Origin of the sequence: Pantoea agglomerans (assembly GCF_021397715.1) — a bacterium.
In the GTDB taxonomy this organism is placed as follows: Bacteria; Pseudomonadota; Gammaproteobacteria; order Enterobacterales; family Enterobacteriaceae; genus Pantoea; species Pantoea astica.
This window is the reverse complement of the sequence record NZ_CP090208.1, coordinates 227,785-248,257: the sequence shown is the minus strand read 5'-3', so window position 1 is coordinate 248,257 and position 20,473 is coordinate 227,785. Positions and strand designations below refer to the sequence as shown.

Annotated in this window: 17 protein-coding genes and 1 pseudogene; 10 read left to right on the top strand and 8 right to left on the bottom strand. The window is 52.7% G+C overall.

The annotated features are described in order from the left end of the window. Positions 1-203: 203 nt before the first annotated feature. Positions 204-806, bottom strand: a complete 603-nt coding sequence (locus LZU96_RS20855) for an NADPH-dependent F420 reductase (RefSeq protein ID WP_233988492.1) — start codon at positions 804-806, stop codon at positions 204-206. A gap of 70 nt (positions 807-876) precedes the next feature. Beyond that, on the bottom strand, positions 877-1,611 hold the full coding sequence (locus tag LZU96_RS20850) for an SDR family NAD(P)-dependent oxidoreductase (RefSeq protein ID WP_233988491.1): 735 nt from the start codon (positions 1,609-1,611) through the stop codon (positions 877-879). A 108-nt stretch (positions 1,612-1,719) separates the two neighbouring features. On the opposite strand from LZU96_RS20850, the gene LZU96_RS20845 reads away from it, so the two are divergent. From LZU96_RS20845 to LZU96_RS20835, 3 genes are all read left to right on the top strand, one after another. Continuing rightward, entirely contained in the window at positions 1,720-2,082 is a 363-nt protein-coding gene (locus LZU96_RS20845) for a winged helix-turn-helix transcriptional regulator (protein ID WP_233988489.1), read from the top strand. Between the two features lie 1,039 nt (positions 2,083-3,121). Beyond that, positions 3,122-4,903: a hypothetical protein gene (locus tag LZU96_RS20840; RefSeq protein WP_233988487.1), complete on the top strand. Its 1,782-nt coding sequence runs from the start codon at positions 3,122-3,124 to the stop codon at positions 4,901-4,903. A 356-nt stretch (positions 4,904-5,259) separates the two neighbouring features. Next, on the top strand, positions 5,260-5,607 hold the full coding sequence (locus tag LZU96_RS20835; protein WP_233988485.1) for a hypothetical protein: 348 nt from the start codon (positions 5,260-5,262) through the stop codon (positions 5,605-5,607). A gap of 233 nt (positions 5,608-5,840) precedes the next feature. On the opposite strand, the gene LZU96_RS20830 is transcribed toward LZU96_RS20835, so the two are convergent. Then, on the bottom strand, positions 5,841-7,334 hold the full coding sequence (locus LZU96_RS20830) for a PLP-dependent aminotransferase family protein (protein ID WP_233988483.1): 1,494 nt from the start codon (positions 7,332-7,334) through the stop codon (positions 5,841-5,843). Positions 7,335-7,437: 103 nt separating this feature from the next. Here LZU96_RS20830 and puuE point away from each other — a divergent pair, with 103 nt between their 5' ends. The 3 genes and pseudogenes from puuE (at position 7,438) to LZU96_RS20815 (ending at position 9,788) form a co-directional block, all read left to right on the top strand. Continuing rightward, positions 7,438-8,703: a 4-aminobutyrate transaminase gene (puuE, locus tag LZU96_RS20825; RefSeq protein WP_233988481.1), complete on the top strand. Its 1,266-nt coding sequence runs from the start codon at positions 7,438-7,440 to the stop codon at positions 8,701-8,703. A gap of 121 nt (positions 8,704-8,824) precedes the next feature. Then, positions 8,825-9,061 (top strand): annotated as a pseudogene (locus tag LZU96_RS20820) (Glu/Leu/Phe/Val dehydrogenase dimerization domain-containing protein); the annotation flags it as partial. Position 9,062: 1 nt separating this feature from the next. Further along, positions 9,063-9,788, top strand: coding sequence for a c-type cytochrome (locus LZU96_RS20815; protein WP_233988479.1), 726 nt, complete (start codon positions 9,063-9,065; stop codon positions 9,786-9,788). A 143-nt stretch (positions 9,789-9,931) separates the two neighbouring features. Here LZU96_RS20815 and LZU96_RS20810 read toward each other — a convergent pair whose 3' ends face one another. Both LZU96_RS20810 and LZU96_RS20805 read right to left on the bottom strand, forming a co-directional pair. Continuing rightward, positions 9,932-11,029 (bottom strand): GGDEF domain-containing protein, encoded by a 1,098-nt coding sequence (locus LZU96_RS20810; RefSeq protein WP_233988477.1) that lies wholly within the window; start codon positions 11,027-11,029, stop codon positions 9,932-9,934. Positions 11,030-11,057: 28 nt separating this feature from the next. Beyond that, the gene (locus LZU96_RS20805; RefSeq protein WP_233988476.1) at positions 11,058-12,572 is read right to left on the bottom strand and encodes a DUF1254 domain-containing protein; all 1,515 of its coding nucleotides are present in this window, start codon (positions 12,570-12,572) and stop codon (positions 11,058-11,060) included. Between the two features lie 296 nt (positions 12,573-12,868). Between LZU96_RS20805 and LZU96_RS20800 the strand changes: the two genes are divergently transcribed. The 3 genes from LZU96_RS20800 (at position 12,869) to LZU96_RS20790 (ending at position 15,774) form a co-directional block, all read left to right on the top strand. Continuing rightward, on the top strand, positions 12,869-13,651 hold the full coding sequence (locus tag LZU96_RS20800) for a hypothetical protein (RefSeq protein ID WP_233988475.1): 783 nt from the start codon (positions 12,869-12,871) through the stop codon (positions 13,649-13,651). Positions 13,652-13,693: 42 nt separating this feature from the next. Beyond that, a complete protein-coding gene (locus LZU96_RS20795) occupies positions 13,694-15,118 on the top strand; it encodes a DUF1254 domain-containing protein (protein WP_233988473.1) in 1,425 nt (474 codons plus the stop codon). Positions 15,119-15,546: 428 nt separating this feature from the next. Then, complete coding sequence (locus LZU96_RS20790; RefSeq protein ID WP_233988471.1) at positions 15,547-15,774, top strand: hypothetical protein; 228 nt, start codon at positions 15,547-15,549, stop codon at positions 15,772-15,774. Between the two features lie 181 nt (positions 15,775-15,955). Here LZU96_RS20790 and eptA read toward each other — a convergent pair whose 3' ends face one another. The 3 genes from eptA to LZU96_RS20775 form a co-directional block, all read right to left on the bottom strand. Then, a complete protein-coding gene (eptA, locus tag LZU96_RS20785; RefSeq protein WP_409520454.1) occupies positions 15,956-17,581 on the bottom strand; it encodes a phosphoethanolamine transferase EptA in 1,626 nt (541 codons plus the stop codon). A 581-nt stretch (positions 17,582-18,162) separates the two neighbouring features. Further along, positions 18,163-18,687 (bottom strand): VOC family protein, encoded by a 525-nt coding sequence (locus LZU96_RS20780; RefSeq protein ID WP_233988469.1) that lies wholly within the window; start codon positions 18,685-18,687, stop codon positions 18,163-18,165. Between the two features lie 26 nt (positions 18,688-18,713). Beyond that, entirely contained in the window at positions 18,714-19,286 is a 573-nt protein-coding gene (locus tag LZU96_RS20775) for an NADPH-dependent FMN reductase (protein WP_233988467.1), read from the bottom strand. A gap of 124 nt (positions 19,287-19,410) precedes the next feature. On the opposite strand from LZU96_RS20775, the gene LZU96_RS20770 reads away from it, so the two are divergent. Continuing rightward, positions 19,411-20,340, top strand: coding sequence for a LysR family transcriptional regulator (locus LZU96_RS20770; protein WP_233988466.1), 930 nt, complete (start codon positions 19,411-19,413; stop codon positions 20,338-20,340). Positions 20,341-20,473: the final 133 nt, after the last annotated feature.

Genomic DNA, 20,473 nt, shown 5'->3' with positions numbered 1-20,473 from the left:
TTCAATCCATCTATAGGTGGTTTTTACTCTGCATGTGCTTGCGCCCGAACCGCACAGCTAATGTACCCATACATCAGACAATTGGCCGGGGCGCAATTTTTTTGCAGTAAGAATAGACAGCTATGCTGTTTAGCATGCCGTTAGAATAGATATTAATTTGTTCTGGAGATGATATTAAGTCAGGATTGCGTTAAGCATAAATATTATCTGCTGAACTTCACTAAATCCTGAAATATCAGTTCACCCCATTTCTTCCCGTGAGCCTGCACCAGCATTCCGCCCTCCGAAAGGCTTCCCAGCATGATCGGTGCGAAACCTAACGTTTCGGCCAGCGTGCCGACTTCGTCAAGCGCACTGTTATTATCGCTGGCGAGAAACACCACCCTTTTGCCGCCATTAACGGCAGGATCTTCAGCAAGCACAGAAGCGATCAAATGATTGAAGCCCTTAACCACTTTACCGCCAGCAAAGGCGCGTGCAACAACACGTCCGGAAGGTTCACCATCCAGTTCCTCAAGGGGCACACCGTAAGCATTCGTCACATCGACAATCGTTTTTCCCTGCCAGGTCGGCAGGATTTTGGCAATGTCCGGGTGTGACTGATAGCGAACAGCCAAAAAAATGATGTCGGCATTGACGGCATCAGCTAACTTTTTGGGCCTGATGCCAGGTCCAGTCATGGCCGTCTCAGTGGCAAAGCTCTCCGGATCACGGGTGGTTGCAACGGAAACGTCGATGCCTTTTCGGGCAAATGCTGCGGCAAGTGCCTTTCCCACACTGCCAAAACCAATAATTGCATAATTCATATTGTGCCTCAGAGTTCAGAAGAGGGATGGAAATCAGAAACCGATAGCGCTAGTCGGCCGGCTGAAATGGTCAGAGTTGAGCCAGCCCACCGTCAACGGCGACCTCGCTGGCGGTCATAAAACTACTGTCGCCTGAAGCAAGAAATGCGGCCACCGCCCCGATCTCCTCGGGTTCCGCCATACGCTGGAGCGGCGTTATCGCACCGTAGGCTTTCTGACCTTCTACACCCAGCGCTTCCTTCGCCAGTTCAGTCGCAGTCGCGCCGGGTGACAGCACGTTCACCCGGATGCCGGTACCTTTCAGATCTGCGGCCCAGCTCCTGGCAAGGTTGCGCACTGCCGCCTTGCTTGCACTGTAGGCCGTAAAGCCTGGTGCACCTGTTGTGCCGGCACTGGAACCCGTCAGGATAATCGAGCCACCCACAGTCATTAACGGCAATGCCTGCTGGACCGTAAAGATTGTGCCCTTAACGTTGGTGTCGAAAGTCTCGTCGATGTGCTGTGCCGTGATCTGACCAAGCGGAAGCGGGCTTCCCGCTCCGGCATTGGCGAACAGGATATCGAGCGTGCCCCGTTCAGCTTTAACTGCGGCGTAGAGTCGATCGAGGTCAGCCGGATCAGAAACAGAGCCCTTTACTGCACGGGCATCAGGGCCGAGGGTGGCAACTGCTGCATCAAGTGCTTGCTGTCTGCGACCGAAAATGAAGACGAAAGCGCCTTCCTCAATGAACCGCTTTGCTGCCGCAAGGCCTATCCCGGTTGCGCCACCGGTTATTACCGCCGTCTTTCCATTCAGTCTGGTCATGTCGTCTACCTTTTGGTGAGTTAACGAAAGCAGGGATCTACTCGCTTGCAGGCCAGTCTGTTCGTCTGCTAACTTAACGTCAAGTATGCACCTTTTGGTAAGTATCAAATGACAATCCCCTCTGAAAGTGAAATTTGCGGTACCGGTTGTGGGCTTAATGCGACGCTGCGTGTGATATCGGGTAAGTGTAAGCCGTTGATTCTTTTTTTTCTGCGAGACGGTTCTAAACGCTATGGAGAGCTAAAGCGTTTGATTCCGGAGGTGAGTGATAAAGTTCTTATTCAGCAGTTGAAAGATCTTGAAGCCGATCAGGTGCTGTTGCGAACTGACTATAAGGAGGTGCCACCGCGTGTGGATTATTCACTGACCGCTCTTGGCAGCAGCCTGTCTGATGCCATTATCCCGCTTTGCAACTGGGGCACGAGAAATGCTGAGCAGATGGCAAATATCTTTGCCAGTCGCGAAAAATAAATGGGGGTATCTAAGGCAAAAGGAGAAGGGCGGTTACACAGAATAACTGCCTTAAACCGTGGCAAACCCGGAGTGCATTGTTGAGCGCTGGTTGAATTATTGTTAATGCCGACATTATTGCGCTAATCAGGCGTGGTCATATTTTCGCCTTTCTCAAGGTACACCGGCCCAGTCGTGTGAAGGGTACTTTAACCCGAAGGCGAACGTTAAAAAATCATGTCAGTTAAAAAGAGTATAAAGGGGCGACTAAGACCTTTCTTAGGTCAGAATATTGATGCATAACGCATATCTCCATGCGAATAGCATCCTGGCTTCGCTGTATGGATCCGGTATCGCCCGTTCGCTGGGTAGAGAATATCCCTTTAAAACCTTCAGCAATTCCTACCGCACCGTTCTCTGCCTGCCTAAAAACCCTCTCCTGTTAAAACGCCTGAATGGCGGAGCTCTGTAGGTCATTACTTTCAATAATAGATTGATATAAAAGGCTCATGTGATTTCATATTTTAGAACGAGATTTATTTCTATTTGAAAATGTTGATTTACAGGTTCAGATAGCACTTTTTGCATAATATTTTTCCTTGCGAAACAATGAATTGAAATGTGCGTGTAATCGCATTCATATTTATACTTTGCAAAATTGATATAAATCAATTTCAGCCTACCTGATCAGGGTTAGATTTCGCCACAGAAGCGGTGTTCTCCGCTTACGATCACAGGTGTAAACGTTACCATTTCATGTGTTGAGAAAAAGCGCATGATGGCCAAGGCTTATATCTCAATGGGGCTTTTTGAGCCGTTATTATTCATTAAAAAATAAGGCTGAAACTATTTCAGCCGGTAACCCTGATCCAGGTCACTGATAATGAACAAAAAAATAATTTCTGTTGCCATCATGTTAGCATTTTTCCCGTCATTTAACGCTATGGCTATCAACTATAGTAACGTTAATAATCAAGCTATCGAATCACTACGCGCAGCGTTAAATAATGTGGTATATCAGCACGCTTCTCTGGATGCTGCCCGCGCTATTCTGGAGACGATGAATAGTGATTCAATAGAGCAAGCCAAAATATCAATTGGCGATCCAACACCACGTCATTTGCTGGATCAACTGCTTCAGGGTGAAACGGTACATCAGAACGTTATTCAGCCAACCAGCGTCAAACCGGCAGAAGTTATCCAGCCAGACACGCTGATTTCATCAACCCCGACACGAATTGATGAATCAGCCAATCCACACATTTCCAATCCTGACGCGATTACACAAGTCACTGGTACGACTCAGAGCTGGAGCCAGAATAGTCAGCGCCCTGGTTATGACGCATGGGCAGGTAATGGACAGAGCACCGGGCTGACAATAAGCGGTTCACAAATGAAAATAGATGCGGCTACCGCGCAGGCGAAGGCGATTAACGAAAATCAGCAGAATGCCGCCGCACAACGTGATCAGCGAAATGAAGTAAGCGGTCGTTTAAGTGCCCAGACTAAAGAGCAGATTAATCATAACCAGCGATTCAACGGAATAGTTGCTTCAAAATTTGAGAGCCAGAAGCAGCTGGAGGCGCAGGCGCGCGGTGAGGCGCTGACGAAGGCCAACCAGCAGCGCACCCATCAGCAGATTGTCGCGGGCGGCGTGGCGGAAGTTAATGCTCAGATGCAGCAGGAGGCGCAGGCGCGCGGTGAGGCGCTGACCAAGGCCAACCAGCAGCGCACCCGTCAGCAGATTGTCGCGGGCGGCGTGGCGGAAGTTAATGCTCAGATGCAGCAGGAGGCACAGGCGCGCGGTGAGGCGCTGACCAAGGCCAACCAGCAGCGCACCCGTCAGCAGATTGTCGCGGGCGGCGTGGCAGAGGTTAATGCTCAGATGCAGCAGGAGGCACAGGCGCGCGGTGAGGCGCTGACCAAGGCCAACCAGCAACGCACCCGTCAGCAGATTGTCGCGGGCGGCGTGGCGGAAGTTAATGCTCAGATGCAGCAGGAGGCGCAGGCGCGCGGTGAGGCGCTTGTACAGGCAAATCGTGATCGCGTCGAAGCACAGAACACAGCTTTAAACGCCGCGCGTAATGCCGCGCTGGCGCAGCATGAATCTGAAGCCGCTCAGGCATCGCAACTGGCCGCGCACATGTCGCAGGTAGCAGAACAGGCACAGCGCGAAGCTCAGCAGGCTCAGGCTGCATTAACGTCTGCCAAATATGCCGCCGTTTCTGAAGGTCAGGCGCAGCAGGCAATGCGAGATCAAACAGCCGCTAAATATGCCTCCGTTTCTGAAGGTCAGGCGCAGCAGGCAATGCGTGATCAAACAGCCGCTAAATATGCCGCCGTTTCAGAAGGTCAGGCGCAGCAGGCAATGCGTGATCTGACAGCTGCTAAATATGCCGCCGTTTCAGAAGGCCAGGCGCAGCAGGCAATGCGCGATCTGACAGCTGCTAAATATGCCGCTATAAATGATAATGTTCAGATTTCACAGCAGCAAATTCAGGCGCTTGAAGCCGACGCCGCTGCTAAATCACTAGCCGCTTCAAAAGCTCAGGCCGACGCTGAAGCTGCAATTGTCGCTCAAAACACTTTAAACACACCGGTAGTAGGCCAGTTAACCCCGGTTAATAGGGTTCCGGCCATCGTGACCAATATTCCAACCCCGATCATTGCGAAAGTCTTCGTGGTCGAAAGTTCGCACAACAACGGTGGTCAGCATCGCGGCTCGCATCAGGAGGCGGCATCAACACGCAACAATGGCAACAGTAATGCGCATAGTTCCGCGATGGGTGGCCGTGGACAGGGCGGTCAACGCAGTGGACACAGTGCAGCGGGTAATTTTTAACGCCCGAATGAAAGAGGATGCCGGATCGACAGGTTTATAAAGGCACCTGTCGTCTGAAATCTGATTATCGTTAACGAGGGGGAACGCGACGTAATAGTGGAGTCGCTGTCTGCTTGTCGCGCTTCACTCTCAGCAGTATGGGAGGCTCAGGCCTCCCGGTACACAACGTCGATGAATTACCCGTTTAAACTTTTTTAAAATACCCGAATAATGCGGCTAGCTGATGTGAGTTTAACTCTGAATACCTTTAGGTGCGTATAAGTGCGCATCAATTATTACCGACGAACTAATGAAAAATATTCATCCGTATGAACCGGTGACTAATTTAACTACTGAATCTAAGTTGGGGGTGTAAAATGAAAAGACTGATTTTTGTTATGTTATTTTTAACTACATTGGCCGGTTGCTCAAATAATCCGGATGCCTCAGATTATGAACTTTGTCAGGCCATGAGCGGAGACACGTTTACAAGCGGGTCTGAAGCTGCACGCATGATGCAGTCAAGACAATTGGCAGGAACTGCAACTATTTCTCCCTCAGACTGTGCGGCTATTGCTCAATCAACGGCGGCAGGATGGCAACAAAAGGCGGCTAACCTGAACGCAGCCAGTGCCAGTTATAATCAAGCCATTCAACCCAGGCCTGTTGTTCAAACAACCTGTACGCCAGCCATCAGCGGAGGTTTTATTTGTAATCAGCAATAGTCTTATCCAGGAAAATCCGAAAAGCAGTGCTCTCCCGATATCCTGTCAACAGGCATGTTTATTGACTCAGGATAAGAGGATAGCTGTATGAGCTACATCTATTCTCTCTTTGCCCATTTTTATTCTGTAGCGGATAAAGCATGACAGCAAATACACGAAAGATGTGCGTCAGTTTACTCTAAAAGAGACCAGCGCTGAGAAAGATACCTTTCTGTCTGACCAACCATTACATTTCAATCCTGATTTAAATGCTGCCCCTCACTGGCTTGTATGATCACATGCAGCCGGGTGAAAGCCGATTCAATTTCCTTTTCATCCATGTGAGCAAAACCCAGTAGCAATCCTCTGATCGTCACCTTGTCTACAAAGTAACGCGATAAGGGACGAACCAGTAACCCGGCATTATTGGCTTCAAGGGCAATTCTGACATCATCACTCTCCACGGGAAGCTGCAGGATAAGATGCAGGCCAGCGTTACTGTTGTACTGGCCTAAATAGTCGGGACCCAGGCTGCGGGTGATCAGATTTACCAGAAACTGCCTGCGGCGACCATAGAGCTGACGCATTTTTCGGATGTGCGCCGCGTAATAACCTTCACGGATAAATTCAGCTAACGCCACCTGAATCTGGAGATGGCCGCCCCGATAGAGCTCACTGTGCATCTTTTTAAGCGGTGCCGATATGGCCTTGGGCAGAACCACATAGCCAAGCCGGAGAGCGGGGTAGAGGGTTTTACTGAATGTACCGATATAAATAACCGGACTGTTTTCTTCCAGCCCCTGTAAAGCGGGAATAGGCTGGCCGGAAAAACGAAACTCACTGTCATAGTCATCTTCAATAATCCAGCTGCCGCTATCCCGGGCGAGGGAAAGAAGCCCTTGTCTGCGGCTCAGGCTCATCACTGAACCCAAAGGGTACTGATGCGAAGGCGTGACGAACATCAGCTTAGGTGCGGCTTCGGACGTTGCCGCCGGTATCAGCCCCTGTTCGTCTACCGGCATGGGGAAAATATCCACACCATTGATCCGAAGAATATTCTTTATTCCCCAGTATCCAGGCTCTTCAGTCCAGGCGGTATCACCCGGATTGCAAAGCGAACGCGTTACCAGATCAAGCGCCTGATGAATGCCTTCCGTAATCAGAATCTGATCGGGCGTACAACGAACGCCGCGAGCGGTTCGCAGATAGTCTGTCAGGGCCGATTTGAGAACCTGCGCGCCGCCCGTCGAATCATAGGTCAGATGTTCCGGAAGAGGCTTGCGCGCCTGGCGGTCGTGGATCTTTTTCATTACCCGATGCGGAAAACTCACCACATCCGGTACACCCGGCAGAAAGGCTCCCCACTGCCGTGGACTTGCACTGGCATGTTGCAGCAGCATCCGGCAGCGGTCAGACAGCAGTGAACGGTCTTCAGCAGCGGCTTCATCTGTGGCGGGCAGCGGCCGGGCATCCAGGTTATCCAGCACGCTATGGGTTACAAACGTCCCATTGGCTCTGTGGGTTGAAATATAGCCTTCTGCCTGTAATTGCTCATAAACCCGGAGCACCGTGTTGCGCGACAGCTCAAGCTCCTCGGCTAAATCGCGCGTCGGCGGCATGCGGGCAGAAGGATTGAGATTCCCCGAGAGGATCGACTCTGTTATGGCGATATAAAGCCGCTTATGAAGTTTTCCTTCTTCACATTCAGAAAATGCCTGTCTGATCACATCTCCGGCAATTGAACGCATTTGGATCCTATAAATAAAACATTCTGGCTCTCGTTTAAGGTACCAAACGCTGACAGATTACTCTTCGTATTTCAAATAAATTGAAAATCGATGAGGCATCACTATGAGCAATGACAATCTCCAGCAACGTCGTCTGAGTGCAACCCCGCGCGGCGTCGGCGTTATGTGCAATTTCTTTGCGATGTCGGCAGAAAACAGCACGCTCACGGACGTTGAAGGGAATCACTATATCGATTTTGCCGCGGGTATAGCGGTGCTGAATACCGGCCATCGTCATCCGCGTCTGGTTCAGGCGATGGAGCAGCAGCTAAAGGCTTTTACCCATACGGCGTATCAGATTGTGCCTTATGAGAGCTACGTTTCGCTGGCCGAAAAGATCAATGCCGCCGCGCCTATTGATGGCCCGCTTAAAACCGCCTTCTTTTCGACCGGAGCTGAAGCGGTGGAAAATGCGATTAAAATTGCCCGCGCGCATACCGGCCGTCCCGGCGTTATCGCGTTCGGCGGGGCGTTTCATGGACGTACTTACATGACGATGGCGCTGACCGGAAAAGTGGCTCCCTACAAAAAAGGGTTTGGTCCCTTCCCGGGATCGGTCTATCACGTTCCTTATCCCTCTCAGCTGCATAACATCTCAACGGCAGATACGCTGGTCGCCATCGAGCGTCTGTTTAAAGCAGACATTGATGCAAGCCAGGTCGCCGCGATTATTTTCGAGCCGGTGCAGGGCGAAGGCGGATTTAATGTTGCCCCGCCGGAGCTTATTGCGGCTATTCGCCATCTCTGCGACGAGCATGGCATTGTCATGATTGCCGATGAAGTGCAGAGCGGCTTTGCCCGCACCGGCAAACTGTTTGCCATGGATCATTATGCGCATCAGCCCGATCTGATGACGATGGCCAAGAGCCTGGCCGGTGGGATGCCGCTGTCGGGCGTAGTCGGTAAAGCCGACATTATGGACGCTCCCTCGCCTGGCGGGCTGGGTGGAACCTACGCCGGTAACCCGATGGCCGTGGCGGCGGCACATGCTGTGCTCGACATTATTGAGGATGAAAAGCTGTGCCAGCGTGCGGATGCGCTGGGCGAACGCTTACGCATAGCCCTGCTGGATTGCAAAGAGTCGTGTCCGGAACTGGCGCAGGTTCGCGGTCTGGGATCGATGATTGCGGCAGAGTTTTGTGATACTGAGACCGGCGAACCCTCCGCAGCGACGGCACAGCGCATCCAGAAACAGGCACTGGATCGCGGGCTTCTTCTGCTGACCTGTGGGCAGTATGGCAACGTAATCCGTTTCCTCTATCCCCTGACTATTCCCGATGACCAGTTTGATGCCGCGCTGAATATTCTCCGATCGGTGATGAAAAGCTGATTCGCTGAAGCGCTGGCGTCACCCTCGCCGTAGTACTTAGCTCCCCGGAGCGCCGACGATAGGTCTTTATCGTCGGTTTTTTTGTGCCCTAAAACTTACATACTCTTATTCAGGAGGTTGCATGAAGACGCTGTCATTTTTAAGTGAGAATAAAGATTCTGCATGGAATATTTTTATTACTCAGGTGGAAAGGGTACTGCCTCATTTAGGCGAGCTGGAATACTGGGCTAACACGTTGATGCGGCCTAAGCGGGCATTAATTGTGGATATTCCACTCGAAATGGATGATGGCAGCATCAGACACTTTGAAGGCTACCGGGTGCAACATAATCTGTCACGGGGACCGGGCAAGGGCGGCGGTGAGCCGTGATGCTGAACTTATCCCGCGAGGAAAATATCTGGTTGAAGGTCCGGGACACTGTGGCGCCTGCCATACGCCACGAGGCGTTGCGCAGCAGGAAAAAGCCTATGACGACAGCGATCCTGCCTTTCTCAGTGGTGCGATGATCGATGGCTGGTTTGCGCCATCCCTGAGAAATAGCGCTATTCCGGCAGAAGAATTAAAAGATTTACTGCAGAAGGGCCGCAGTAAGCATTCAGCGATTACAGGGCCTATGGCTGAGGTCGTGACACAGAGTACCCAATACCTGACGAATAACGATCTCAACGCGGTTACCGCCTATTTATTAAGCCTTAATCATCGGGGGTCTTCCCCGACGCAAAAAAATCCCGTTTCCTCATCAGCGCAACACCCGGAAATTAAGGCGGGAAAAATCCTGTACTTCAGATATTGCTCGACCTGTCACGGGGTTGAAGGGAAAGGAACCGATGATAACGTTCCTTCACTGGTCAATAACGCATCGGTTGAAGCTGAGGACCCTGCTAATGTGATTAAGGTGATCGCTTTTGGCGCAGAGACACCGGTAACCGAGGGGAATATTCCCTACAAAATGCCCGCTTATCACGATGAATTAAGCGCTCATGAGATGCGTGATATCGTCAATTACATCAGAGGAGAATGGAGCGTTAATCAGCATCCGGTTGAGCAAAAAGAGATCGATGAGATCATTAAGAAAGGGCACTGATCGCTCATGTGCCTCCTTTAGCCTGACACCGCCAGAGCTGGCGGTGTCAGGCCATTGATAATGGCGGTGACCTTTAGAAAGAGTGAAGGCGCAGGCGCAAAAAGTTAACGCTGACCGCGCCGCTCCACTTCTTTGATACGCAATCAGTCGAGACAAAACCTGTTACGGCCTTCGCGTTTTGCCTGGTAAAGCTGCTGGTCAGCCGCTGCGAGCAGCTGATCCAGCGAATCACCTGCTTTGAACTGTGCTGCCCCGAGACTCACAGTGACACTCGCGGAAATCCCGGAGTGGGCGTGCGGGATTCCCGCGCGCGCCAGGTTCTGCTGTATCCGTTCACAGACCATTCTGACCCCCTGCTTATCGGAGGAAAGCAACAATACCGTAAACTCTTCGCCGCCAAATCTCGCCACCCGATCCGTCGCATCCCGTACGGATTGACTGATGCATCGGGCAACCTGCATCAGGCATTGGTCGCCCGCAAGGTGTCCGTAATGGTCGTTATATTTTTTGAAATAATCGACGTCAATCATGATCAGGAACACCGTGTCGCATCCAGCAGGAAGCGTTGCGGTGCGGGCATGAAAATATTCCCGCAGGTAACGTTTATTGGCTAAGCCGGTCAGCGGGTCTCTGTCTGCAAGCCGCGTCAGCTTTTTAATCAACCGGGCGTTATGCCGCTCGCTCTCTTCTGATTTGCGAAACCACTCAATCAGCACCCGACGCGCAGAGAAGAGCGCGACCAGCGCAATGAGGTACGAAAACAGCAGAAACAGATTGAACTCTGATCCCGCCAGGATGACTTCGCCCGTCACCACCAGCAAGACAGGGGTAGCGAACGCGGCAATGAGCCTGAGCGAAAGATGAAAGGCAATCACGGCGGGAAACACCAGCAGCAGTGACAGCAGAATGATAAATTCTGCCGGAGCCGCGCCAGCGTAGAGTGAATGGAGTTCCAGTCCCCAGAGAATGCCATACAGCAGCACAATGCTGAGTAACACTCCCCGTTTAACCAGAAAGCCGTTTCGGCTGAACAGGGCGGTCAGGATAAGATTCCAGAGCGAGAACAGCAGGATCAGGACACTGAAAAACAGGACCGCGCTCGATCGCGCATCGGGCTGGTCATGGAAAAAATAGCGCGCGGAGAGATACAGCGTATACACCACGTTCAGCCAGAGAAACCAGACGCATCCGGAACGGGTAAGCAGCAGTTCCTTTTTCGCATCTTCCGCATTTATCAGCATGGGTATGCTCCTGCATTGTTGGGTAAGATCAGCTGACGCGCTGAAAATCTTCCAGCTTAAATGATTTATTGTTCAGCGCGTCGGTTCCGCCGTAAAAGCGCATAGCGGGCAGGGGGCGTTTACCGGACGTGGGGAGCCAGTTATTCTCCAGCCCGGCGGGTGCTGCTGGTCCTATGTATATCGTTACGCCGCCGTCAGCGTTCTTCTGCATCCGGTCGAGATCGTAAGATGACAGCGTGGTTCGCCCGCTCTCACTGTAAATGAACGACAGGGTATCGCGGTTATAGACGGTCAGGGCCCAGAACTGTTTCACCGGCATCTGCGCCGGAACATTAATTTTATACAGCTGACCGGCTTCCAGCGGCGCGCCGTCAGCATCTGCCAGTGCCATCAGGTACTGCGTCGCCGGTGAAGCCGAGAGCTGTTCCGGCATATAGGTACACCAGAAATACTCAGCCGCACGGTTGATAAGATCGATGCGATCGTCATAAACAAAGGTGAAGCGATTATTTTTGTCTGCCTGCAGCAGCGACGCATAGTGCCGGTCGGGCCAGTAGAGCTTTTCTGTCGGGAAGTTATCGTACCATTGCTGCAAAAAAAACCAGGCGTCGATGGCGGCCTGCCGCATCGCGAGCCGTGCGGTATCATCGGGTGCAAAGGGCTTACCCCGCTCAATGCCCAGCGATGTCAGCATCCCCATCATCACCTTGTCCTGCTCACGCACCGGTTCCACGCTCAGCACCGCGTGCATATCTTCGAAATGCCGCTCATCGTAATACGGCAGAGTGGGATAAACCTTGTCACTGGGATCGACAAATTTCTGCGGCGGCAGATTCCCGGCCTCGCTGAGGAAGTACATCCGCAGCTTTTTTGAATAATGATAGGCATCCTCTGCTGACTTACCGGCCGCCGGCACCGAGCGAAACGCAAGGGCGATGCGATAACTGGGGGAGGCGACATGGAGATAGCCTTCCGGAATGGTTTCCTGATAGCCCGGCGGCGTCAGCAGGTATCTGGAGTGCCTGCCTTTATCCATGCCGGCAGGCCCGACATCGGCAATGGTGAACTGCCATGCATCCACAATCTGACCGTAGAGACTGCCTTCCGCACCGGCTTCGGGTACCTCCAGGACTACCGGGCCTTTTTGCAGGTCGGTAAAGGCGGTGATGTAGGGCGTAGTACTGTTGGCCGTGATGGCTTCAAGCAGCGGCGTCGCCGTACGGGAATAGGCCACGATATCATTGTCTTTCATGCCGAGATGGCTGAAGGCCGCCCGGCGGAAGCTGTAAATCGCCACCGCGGGCATATTCCACAATACCGCCTCGAATGCTCGCTGATATTTAAGCTGATAGTCGAAGTCAGACACTGAGCAGACCGCACCGGCGGGCGGCATTCCCCCCTGCGTTTCCCCCTTATCACCCGCCCCTTTACGCAAGGGGATCTGAAGTGATGTTGCCTGCGCGGCCGGTATCTGCCTGAGCGCAGCCAGACCCACCGCACTGCCCAGAATCAGGCGGTAAAAGGTTCTTCTGGATAGTTCCATTGTGGTGACTCCAATTTATAAAGGGCGAATTGTGGCAGGAATAAGTGACGATATCTGTACGGATAGCCGCGTTGCCGCGGACAAAAATTTCACTTTGGTGAGCTGTGGCACAATTCTTAATTGTAGCAACGTGCTGAAATAGCGTGAAAATTTGAGTTATAACTATACTTCTTTCAGAAATAAGCGAACCGCAAAGTTCGCTTTTAATCATTAGCAGTCGTGCACCGTACTGTCATCAATTTTCTTCTCCAGTATTCACGCCGTTGCCATACATTCTCTGCCAAACGGAAACAATTATGAAAGCTCGATCAGGATTATCTGCCACCTTGCTATTCGTGGTTTCAGGGGCGCTCCACGCCGCCGGACCCGATTCAGCGCAGGCTAATAACCCGCTCGCTAACATGACTGCGTTCAACATGCAGAACTATTACATCGGCGATATCAGTGAAAGCGACAAGGAGGCTAATCAGTTCTGGTTGCGCTACGCCAAACCGTTTTCGCTGGGGGAGACCAACTGGATCCTGCGCGCCTCTCTGCCGGTGAATACCTATCCTTCGCCCCCGACTGGCGGGCATCAGACCGGTCTCGGTGATCTCAATCTCTTTACGGCTTACCTGATCGATACCGGTAATCCGGCGGTGAGCTTCGGCTTCGGCCCGCAGCTCACCGCGCCGACGGCAACCGAAAACGCGCTGGGCAGTGAAAAGTGGTCAGCAGGACTGGTCAACGTCCTGTTTGACGCCAGTAACCCCAAAATTCAGTACGGCTATCTTGCCTCATGGCAGCACAGTTTTGCCGGTGAAGGCGACCGCAGTGACGTCAATCTGGGCGCTTTTCAGCCGTTTGTCTTTTATCAGTTAGGTGGCGGAACCTATCTGCGATCGGCGCCCATCTGGAACTATAACTTCCAGAATGACAGCTATGGCGTTCCGCTGGGGCTGGGCGTCGGGCAGATCATTAAGAAAGGAAATACCGTTTATAACTTTTTCGTTGAGCCGCAGGGCAGCGTTGCCGATCGCGGGCCGGGGCAGCCGCGCTGGCAAATTTTTGCCGGGCTCAATTTGCAGTTTATGGATTAATCATTTTTCGTTTCTGTTTTTGTTCAAAAAAAGGAAAACCTCATGCTGATGAAAAAAAAGGTTCTGGTCGGTGCGATGCTACTGGCTGGCCTGACGGGTTCTTCATTATCTCTGACGGCGCAGGCTGCCGAAGCGACCTATCAGGACCCGGTGCTTACCCTGCAGGGTTCGCCGGAAGTGTTCAAAAAGGGGATGGAGGCTGACGGTTACAGTTCAGCCGTGATGGCCTGGACATGGGGCTATCCTTTGGTACGTATGGAGCAGATTGCCCGCGAATATACTGATGTGCCAGAACCTAAGCCGCCAACCAGCTATCGCGCGCCGCTGAATCAGATCGGCTGGGCAACGGAGCTGGCAACGCCCGCAGCGAAAGATATGCCGTCTGCGAACAACGATACGCTCTACATGAGCGCAATTGTTCAGCTTGATGAACCTTATGTACTGACGGTTCCGGATTTAAACGATCGCTATTATGTGGTGGACGTCTTCAACATGTGGCAGGAGCTGGAGCACTATATCGGTCGCCGCACCACCGGAACCAAAGCCGGTAAATTTGTCTTTGTTCCGCCGGGCTGGAAGGGTGAATTGCCTAAAGACGCCACCGTGCTGAAGGTATCCACCAACAAAATCTGGTTATGGGGCCGCATGCGCGTAACCCAGGGTGAAGATATGGCGCCTCTGCATGCATTGCAGAAGCAATTCCATCTGCAGTCCGCCAGCGGCAAGGTCTATAACGATACTCTGGCACCGATGCCTGCACTCAAAAACGACGGGCTGGATTTTTTCCGTCAGCTCGCATTTGCCATCAAATCGAACCCGGTCAAGCCAGAGGATAAAGGATTGTTCGGTCAGTTCAGCCGTTTTGGCCTGACTGAAAAGGGCTTTGATAGCAATAACATCGCCTCGCCCATACTCGAAGGCGTTAAGCGCGGTGTGAAGGATGCACCTTATGTCGCGGTGTCTACGATGGTGAGCACTTCAGAAGTACGGCAGGGATGGAGCTATGTGAAAGGACTGGATGATTTTGGCTACAACTACCCGCTGCGTTCGCTGGTTTCAGGCCCTTATCTGGGTGGTCAGGGAGAACGAGAGGCTGTTTACCCGGTTCGTTATAATGACAGCGAAGGCAAGACGCTTTCCGGAGCCAGCAGCTATACGCTCACGCTGAACTCAGAGCCCCCGGTTAACGCATTCTGGTCGGTCACCATCTACGATGCCGACACTAAGATGCTGGTCGATAACCCACTCAACCGCTACAAAATTGGTTCAGACACTCAAGGCCTGGTAAAAGATAAAGAGGGTAGCCTGAACATCACGCTATCTCATACTCAGCCCGAGGATAAGAACGCCAACTGGCTGCCTGCGCCTGAGGGCAATTTTTATCTTTTGTTCAGGCTATATCAGCCCAAAGATTCGGTAATGGACGGTAGCTGGAAATTACCTGAGGTCGTGCGAAAAACGGAATAAACACCCGCTGACCAAATTTCCTTAATGAAAAATAGGGGTGGTGCCGGATAGGGCCGCCCGTTTTTCCCTTTAACGTTCATCCGTTATTTCACTCTGTGATATGCCCTGAATGCCTGCACCGCCCAAATAGCACCTGTCTGGGATAACTTATTGAAATACAAGGCAGGCTCACTTTGGTCGCAAGGCCATTCGGACTCTGCAATATCTCTTCAGGCCACGCCCTGTGCTGGCGTCTGGCACCGTGGAGGCTGCATTCAAGTGCTTTCAACTTTTCCAGCAGCGTTGTGATCACCCTATCGAATCTCCATCATTAAGGCGTTTATCCTCACACTCTGCATCACGCTTCCGGGCCGGAAACTTCGCTATACCACACGCTTGCGGTTCAGTTATATTGATAACGACCCTTTATTAGTCACAGGAAATGACGCATGGACGCTAATGTACTTCAAAAAGCTTTGGTCGCAATAGCCATCATTATTCTGGTCTGGCTGGACTTCAGACCGAGGAAAAGAAAAATTAATCCCGATCCGACCATCGCCGCGGCTGATGCCAGTGAACGCCATGCCTGGCGTTTTATCCGTTGGGGCACCCGGATTCTACAGATCCTGGCAGGGATATATCTGCTGTGGACCTCCATTAAATACCTGATCACTTAGCCCGGCCTGATATTGACCTTCAGGAAGAAAAGCAGCGTGAGTCATCCGTGCGCGGGTAACCTGCGTGTCAGGGTCAGGGCTGCCGGGCCGACACGCTATTCCCTGCACTCTTTCATCTACACCCTGCCACTTCCAATCAAAAAATATGAAGCCCCGACCGGGCTTCATATGAAAAATCCCCTTAACGCTTTTCCCGGCACGCCGCCAGCATATCGTCGGCGGCGACATATTCCCGTGTCTGAACCCCGGTAAGCCCCAGCAGGGTAGAAAACAGATTGTCCTGTGAATAGGCGTTGGCTGCGGCCCGCTGGATCAGGCAGCGCGAGTCCACCGCGTAACGCTGCTGATAGTCAGGTGACAACCAGATCAGCATCGGCACATGGGTCTGAACCTCAGGCGCAATGGCATAGGGAAGGCCATGCAGATAAACGCCGTTCTCACCCAGCGACTCACCGTGGTCAGAGAGATAAACCAGGCTGGTGGTGAACCGGTCCTGATGCGCCTTGAGTAACTCAATCGCCTTGTCGACGATAGAGTCGGCATACAAAATGGTGTTGTCGTAAGTATTAACCAGCTGCTGCTGCGAACATTCCTGGATCTGTTTAGTTTCACAGGTGGGGGTAAATTTGCGGAACGCGGGCGGATACCGGTGGCTATAGGTCGGCCCGTGACTGCCGATGGTATGCAGGACGATGACGCCATTATCCTGCAGTCGGGCGATATACTCCTCCAGGCCATGAAAAAGCACCTCATCATAACATTCGCCTTTAATACACATGCCGGGAAGGTTCAGGGCGTTCATATCCTGATTCGGCACCCGATTACAGGCTCCTTTACATCCTCCGTCGTTCTCGTTCCATAAAACGCGCAGACCCGCCCGCTGGATGATATCCAGCACGCCCTCCTGATGGCTGGCCAGCGCATCGTCATAGTGCGCACGCGGCATGTTGGAAAACATGCAGGGCACGGAGACCGCCGTCGAGGTGCCGCAGGAAGTGGTATCAGGAAAATAGACAACCTCATCTTCAGCCAGTAACGGATTGGTCGGTCGCGAGTAACCGCCCAGCGAAAAGTTCGCGGCGCGTGAGGTTTCACCCAACACCAGAATCGTCAGGTTTTTTTTCGGCCCGCTCAGCATCTGTGGAAGCTGATGGGCGTCTTCACCTATTTTTACCAGCGGAAGGTCGGCCTGCTGATGATGCTGGTAATAAGAGAGCGAGGCAGCGATAAAATTCGCCGGACTCAGAGCCTTGACCAGACCATGATTATTGCGGATCAGCGAGGCGTAATCTTTGTAGAACAGCATCGCCACCAGCGCGATCAGCATGACAGAAAAGGCGATGTTAATGCCGCGGGATGCCAGAGATGTCCAGAGAGAGAACGTCTTTTTAAAACGCGGCCAGAAAGCCAGTGCGGCCATCACAACACCAGACAGAAACAGCACCAGCAGCATTTCAGGCGTCAGCAGGGCCAGGCTCTCGGCTGGTGTGGTGTCCACGATGTTGGTGATCATCGAGCGATCCAGAACGATGCCGTAATGCTGAATAAAATACTGCGCGGTGGCAGAGACAAGGATAAACAGCGCAACCGCTATCCTGTCCAGCCTGAAAAATGAGGTGAGGGTGACGACAATATTAATGACGCAAAAGGCCACCAGCGGCATAGAGAGAAAGAAAAGAGTATTGCGCAGGCCGTTCAGCGGGATCAGCGCCAGAGCCTGCTGGTAATAGGCAAAATTGAGAAAAACCGAGATATAAAGCGAGAAAAAAACAATATAGGTCACGCGGTGCAGAACGGGCTTAGTCATGCGTAATTGAGACATAAAGATATTCCATAACCCGAGTAATCTGACCCGTCAAAACCAGTCACCCGTTGATTAACAATGTTTAATAAAAGTTAAAACGCTGCGGCCCCAGACGCTAAGCAACCTGCGACTGCGGTTACGCTTATCATTAACCAAAACAGGCGATTGCTGAAAATGTGACCATCCGATGAACCCTGAATGAAGATAAGTTTACAGCGGTAAACATTAAGTCAACCTAAACAAAATGCTGATATTCCCGGTGAAGGATTTTTCGATGTTGGGATGTGGATCACGCGATATGCGGTACGCACCAGCGCCGGGCCGATCGTTGTCAGAGAAAACTCTCAGCTCGCTGAAGCGTGCATTGTAAAACGACACCTGACTGAACTGGTGCGTCTGACCGGGGTGGCTGGATCACGCTGATTCGGCGGTGAACCAGAAGAGAGATCGCCACAGGAGCGAAGTTGATTCAGATGTCTGATGCGCGGAACAGTAAAGGGGGTGAAGCCTGTTCAGCGTAGGAGGGAGTCAGCCAGCGAGGAAGGGCGCTGTCGGGTGCGCCCTGGCAGACGCACCCGACAGACTCAGGGTTTCCAGCGGCGCAAAGCAGTGTGATCTTCATACGGTAATTTTGATGGCAATGAGATCAGCTCAATCACGCTGCCCCACGGCGTGCGGCCATAACAGAAGAAGTTATTTTTTCCTGTTTCGGTCGGAAACATCAGTGGCTGAGGCGAGGTAAACATTTTTCCACCGGCTCGCTCAAACAGGCTGATGGCCTGGTCGATGTCATCAACGTACACGGCAAAATGCTGTAAGCCGTAGTCGCTGGGACGCACCGGCTGCTGCTGCTCCGGTCCTTTCATTTCAAACAGCTCCAGCCCCGGCCCGTGCTTTAGCGTCATCATTCTGACCGTGGTGATGCGGGTTCCCGGAAACAGGTTCAGGATGCTTTCCGTCTCTTCGCCTTTTACATCCTCATCTGACGGGGAAACGGAGTCGTAGATCACTTCTGCGCCAAACGCTTCTTTAAAGAAACGGGTGGCCTCGTCAATATCGGATACGGTGATGCCAACATGGTCCATACCGCGAATCGTTTCAACAGACATTGTTTTTCTCCCAGGTTGATTAATCGTTAATGGGCGTGCCGGTTAGCTGCCTTCTCTGCCAGCGCTTTGAGCTGGGCCGCAATCAGATTGCGGGTATTTTCATCGGTGATCAGGCCGGTCTGCGGATCAAGCCGGGAAGCGGCATGGCCGACCATCACTTCCGGTTTGTTCAGCACTCTGCCGTCAAGAAACACCAGAATCTGGCGCAGGTGATACTGGGCTCGCGCGCCGCCAATGGCGCCCGGAGAGGCGGTGATGATCGCCACCGGTTTACCGGCTACCGGGATGTCGGGCAGGCGTGAAAGCCAGTCCAGCGCATTTTTAAGCGCGCCTGGCACCGAGTAGTTATATTCCGGTGTGACGATGATCAGCCCATCCGCTGCCGAGATTGCGTGACCCATTGCCACGACGGCGGCGGGAAACCCGTCGGCCTGCCGGTCTGCGTCATAGTGTGGAATCTCGCCGACAGAGCCAAGCGGGGTGATCTCCACACCGGCCGGGGCCAGCGAAGCGAGATTGCGGGCCACTACCGCGTTAAAAGAGCCTTTACGAAGGCTGCCCAGCAGTGAGACGAAAGTAAGGGGTTTGGCCTGTGACATGGGCTCTCCAGTTAGTTCAGAACAGTTTCTCCGGTCAGTGCCGGGTTTATTTTCCGAGGGAGATAAGCCTGGTATAGAATTAAACATCGATAAACCGCTTGTAAGTCGCCACTGAGTCAACTTTATGTCTACCTCCTTTACCGCAGATTCTCTGCGAGGCATTACTCACTTTGTCATTACGGCAAAATCGAGCAGTTTTACCGAAGCTGCCGAACAGTTGGGCATTACCAAATCCGCGGTGGGTAAGAGCGTGGCAAGGCTCGAAGAGCGGCTGGGAACACGTCTGTTTCACCGGTCTACCCGCAAACTGAGCCTGACCAGCGACGGTGAGGCTTATCTGGCAAGCTGCCTGTCGGCGCTGGAGATTCTGGACTCGGCGGAAAACAGCCTCAGCCGACGTCAGGACAATCCGGCAGGCACGGTGCGTATCGATATGCCGGCCTCTTTTGGCCGCAATCTGATGATGCCGGTGCTGCTGGATCTGATTAGCCGTTACCCGGCGCTGCGGCTGGCGCTGACCTTTAATGATCGGCTGATCGATCCGGTTGAGGAGGGCGTTGATCTGGTACTGCGGCTTGGTGAGTTGCAAAGCACCGATGAGCTGATCGCCCGTCGTCTGAGCCGTCAGCGTCTTATCCTGTGCGCCTCTCCTGAGTATCTCAGGCAGCATGGCGCGCCTGGCGACATCGAATCACTGAAAAAGCATGGCTGCATCATGGGCTTTCGGCGGGGCGCGCCACTGGCCTGGCGACTGCGCCCAGCGGGTGAGCGGGAGGTGAAATTTATCTCAGGCACGGCGCATCAGATCAGCGATGGTGATGCCATGCTGCTGGCCTGTCTTGCCGGTGCAGGGATTGCACAGTTTCCGGAATCAATGGTGAACAGCCATATCGATGCAGGTAGCCTGGTGGCGGTGATGGCCGACCATATGCCGGTGCCGGTAGAGCTGAATGTGGTGTGGCCCCGCACCCGGCATCTGATTCCGAAAGTCCGCATTATCGTCGACGAACTGCTCAAAAAGGCGGGTGAAGGGGTTTTTGGCAATTTAAGGTAGCGTTTTTATCAACGCTGAGGCGATTTCAGAGCTGTTTATCAACGTTGAGCAAATTGACATTCTGTCCGTCCCGCAACGTCTGCTGGCTGTAACCGGACCACTAACGGCAGTCAGTACAGCTTAAACGTGAAAT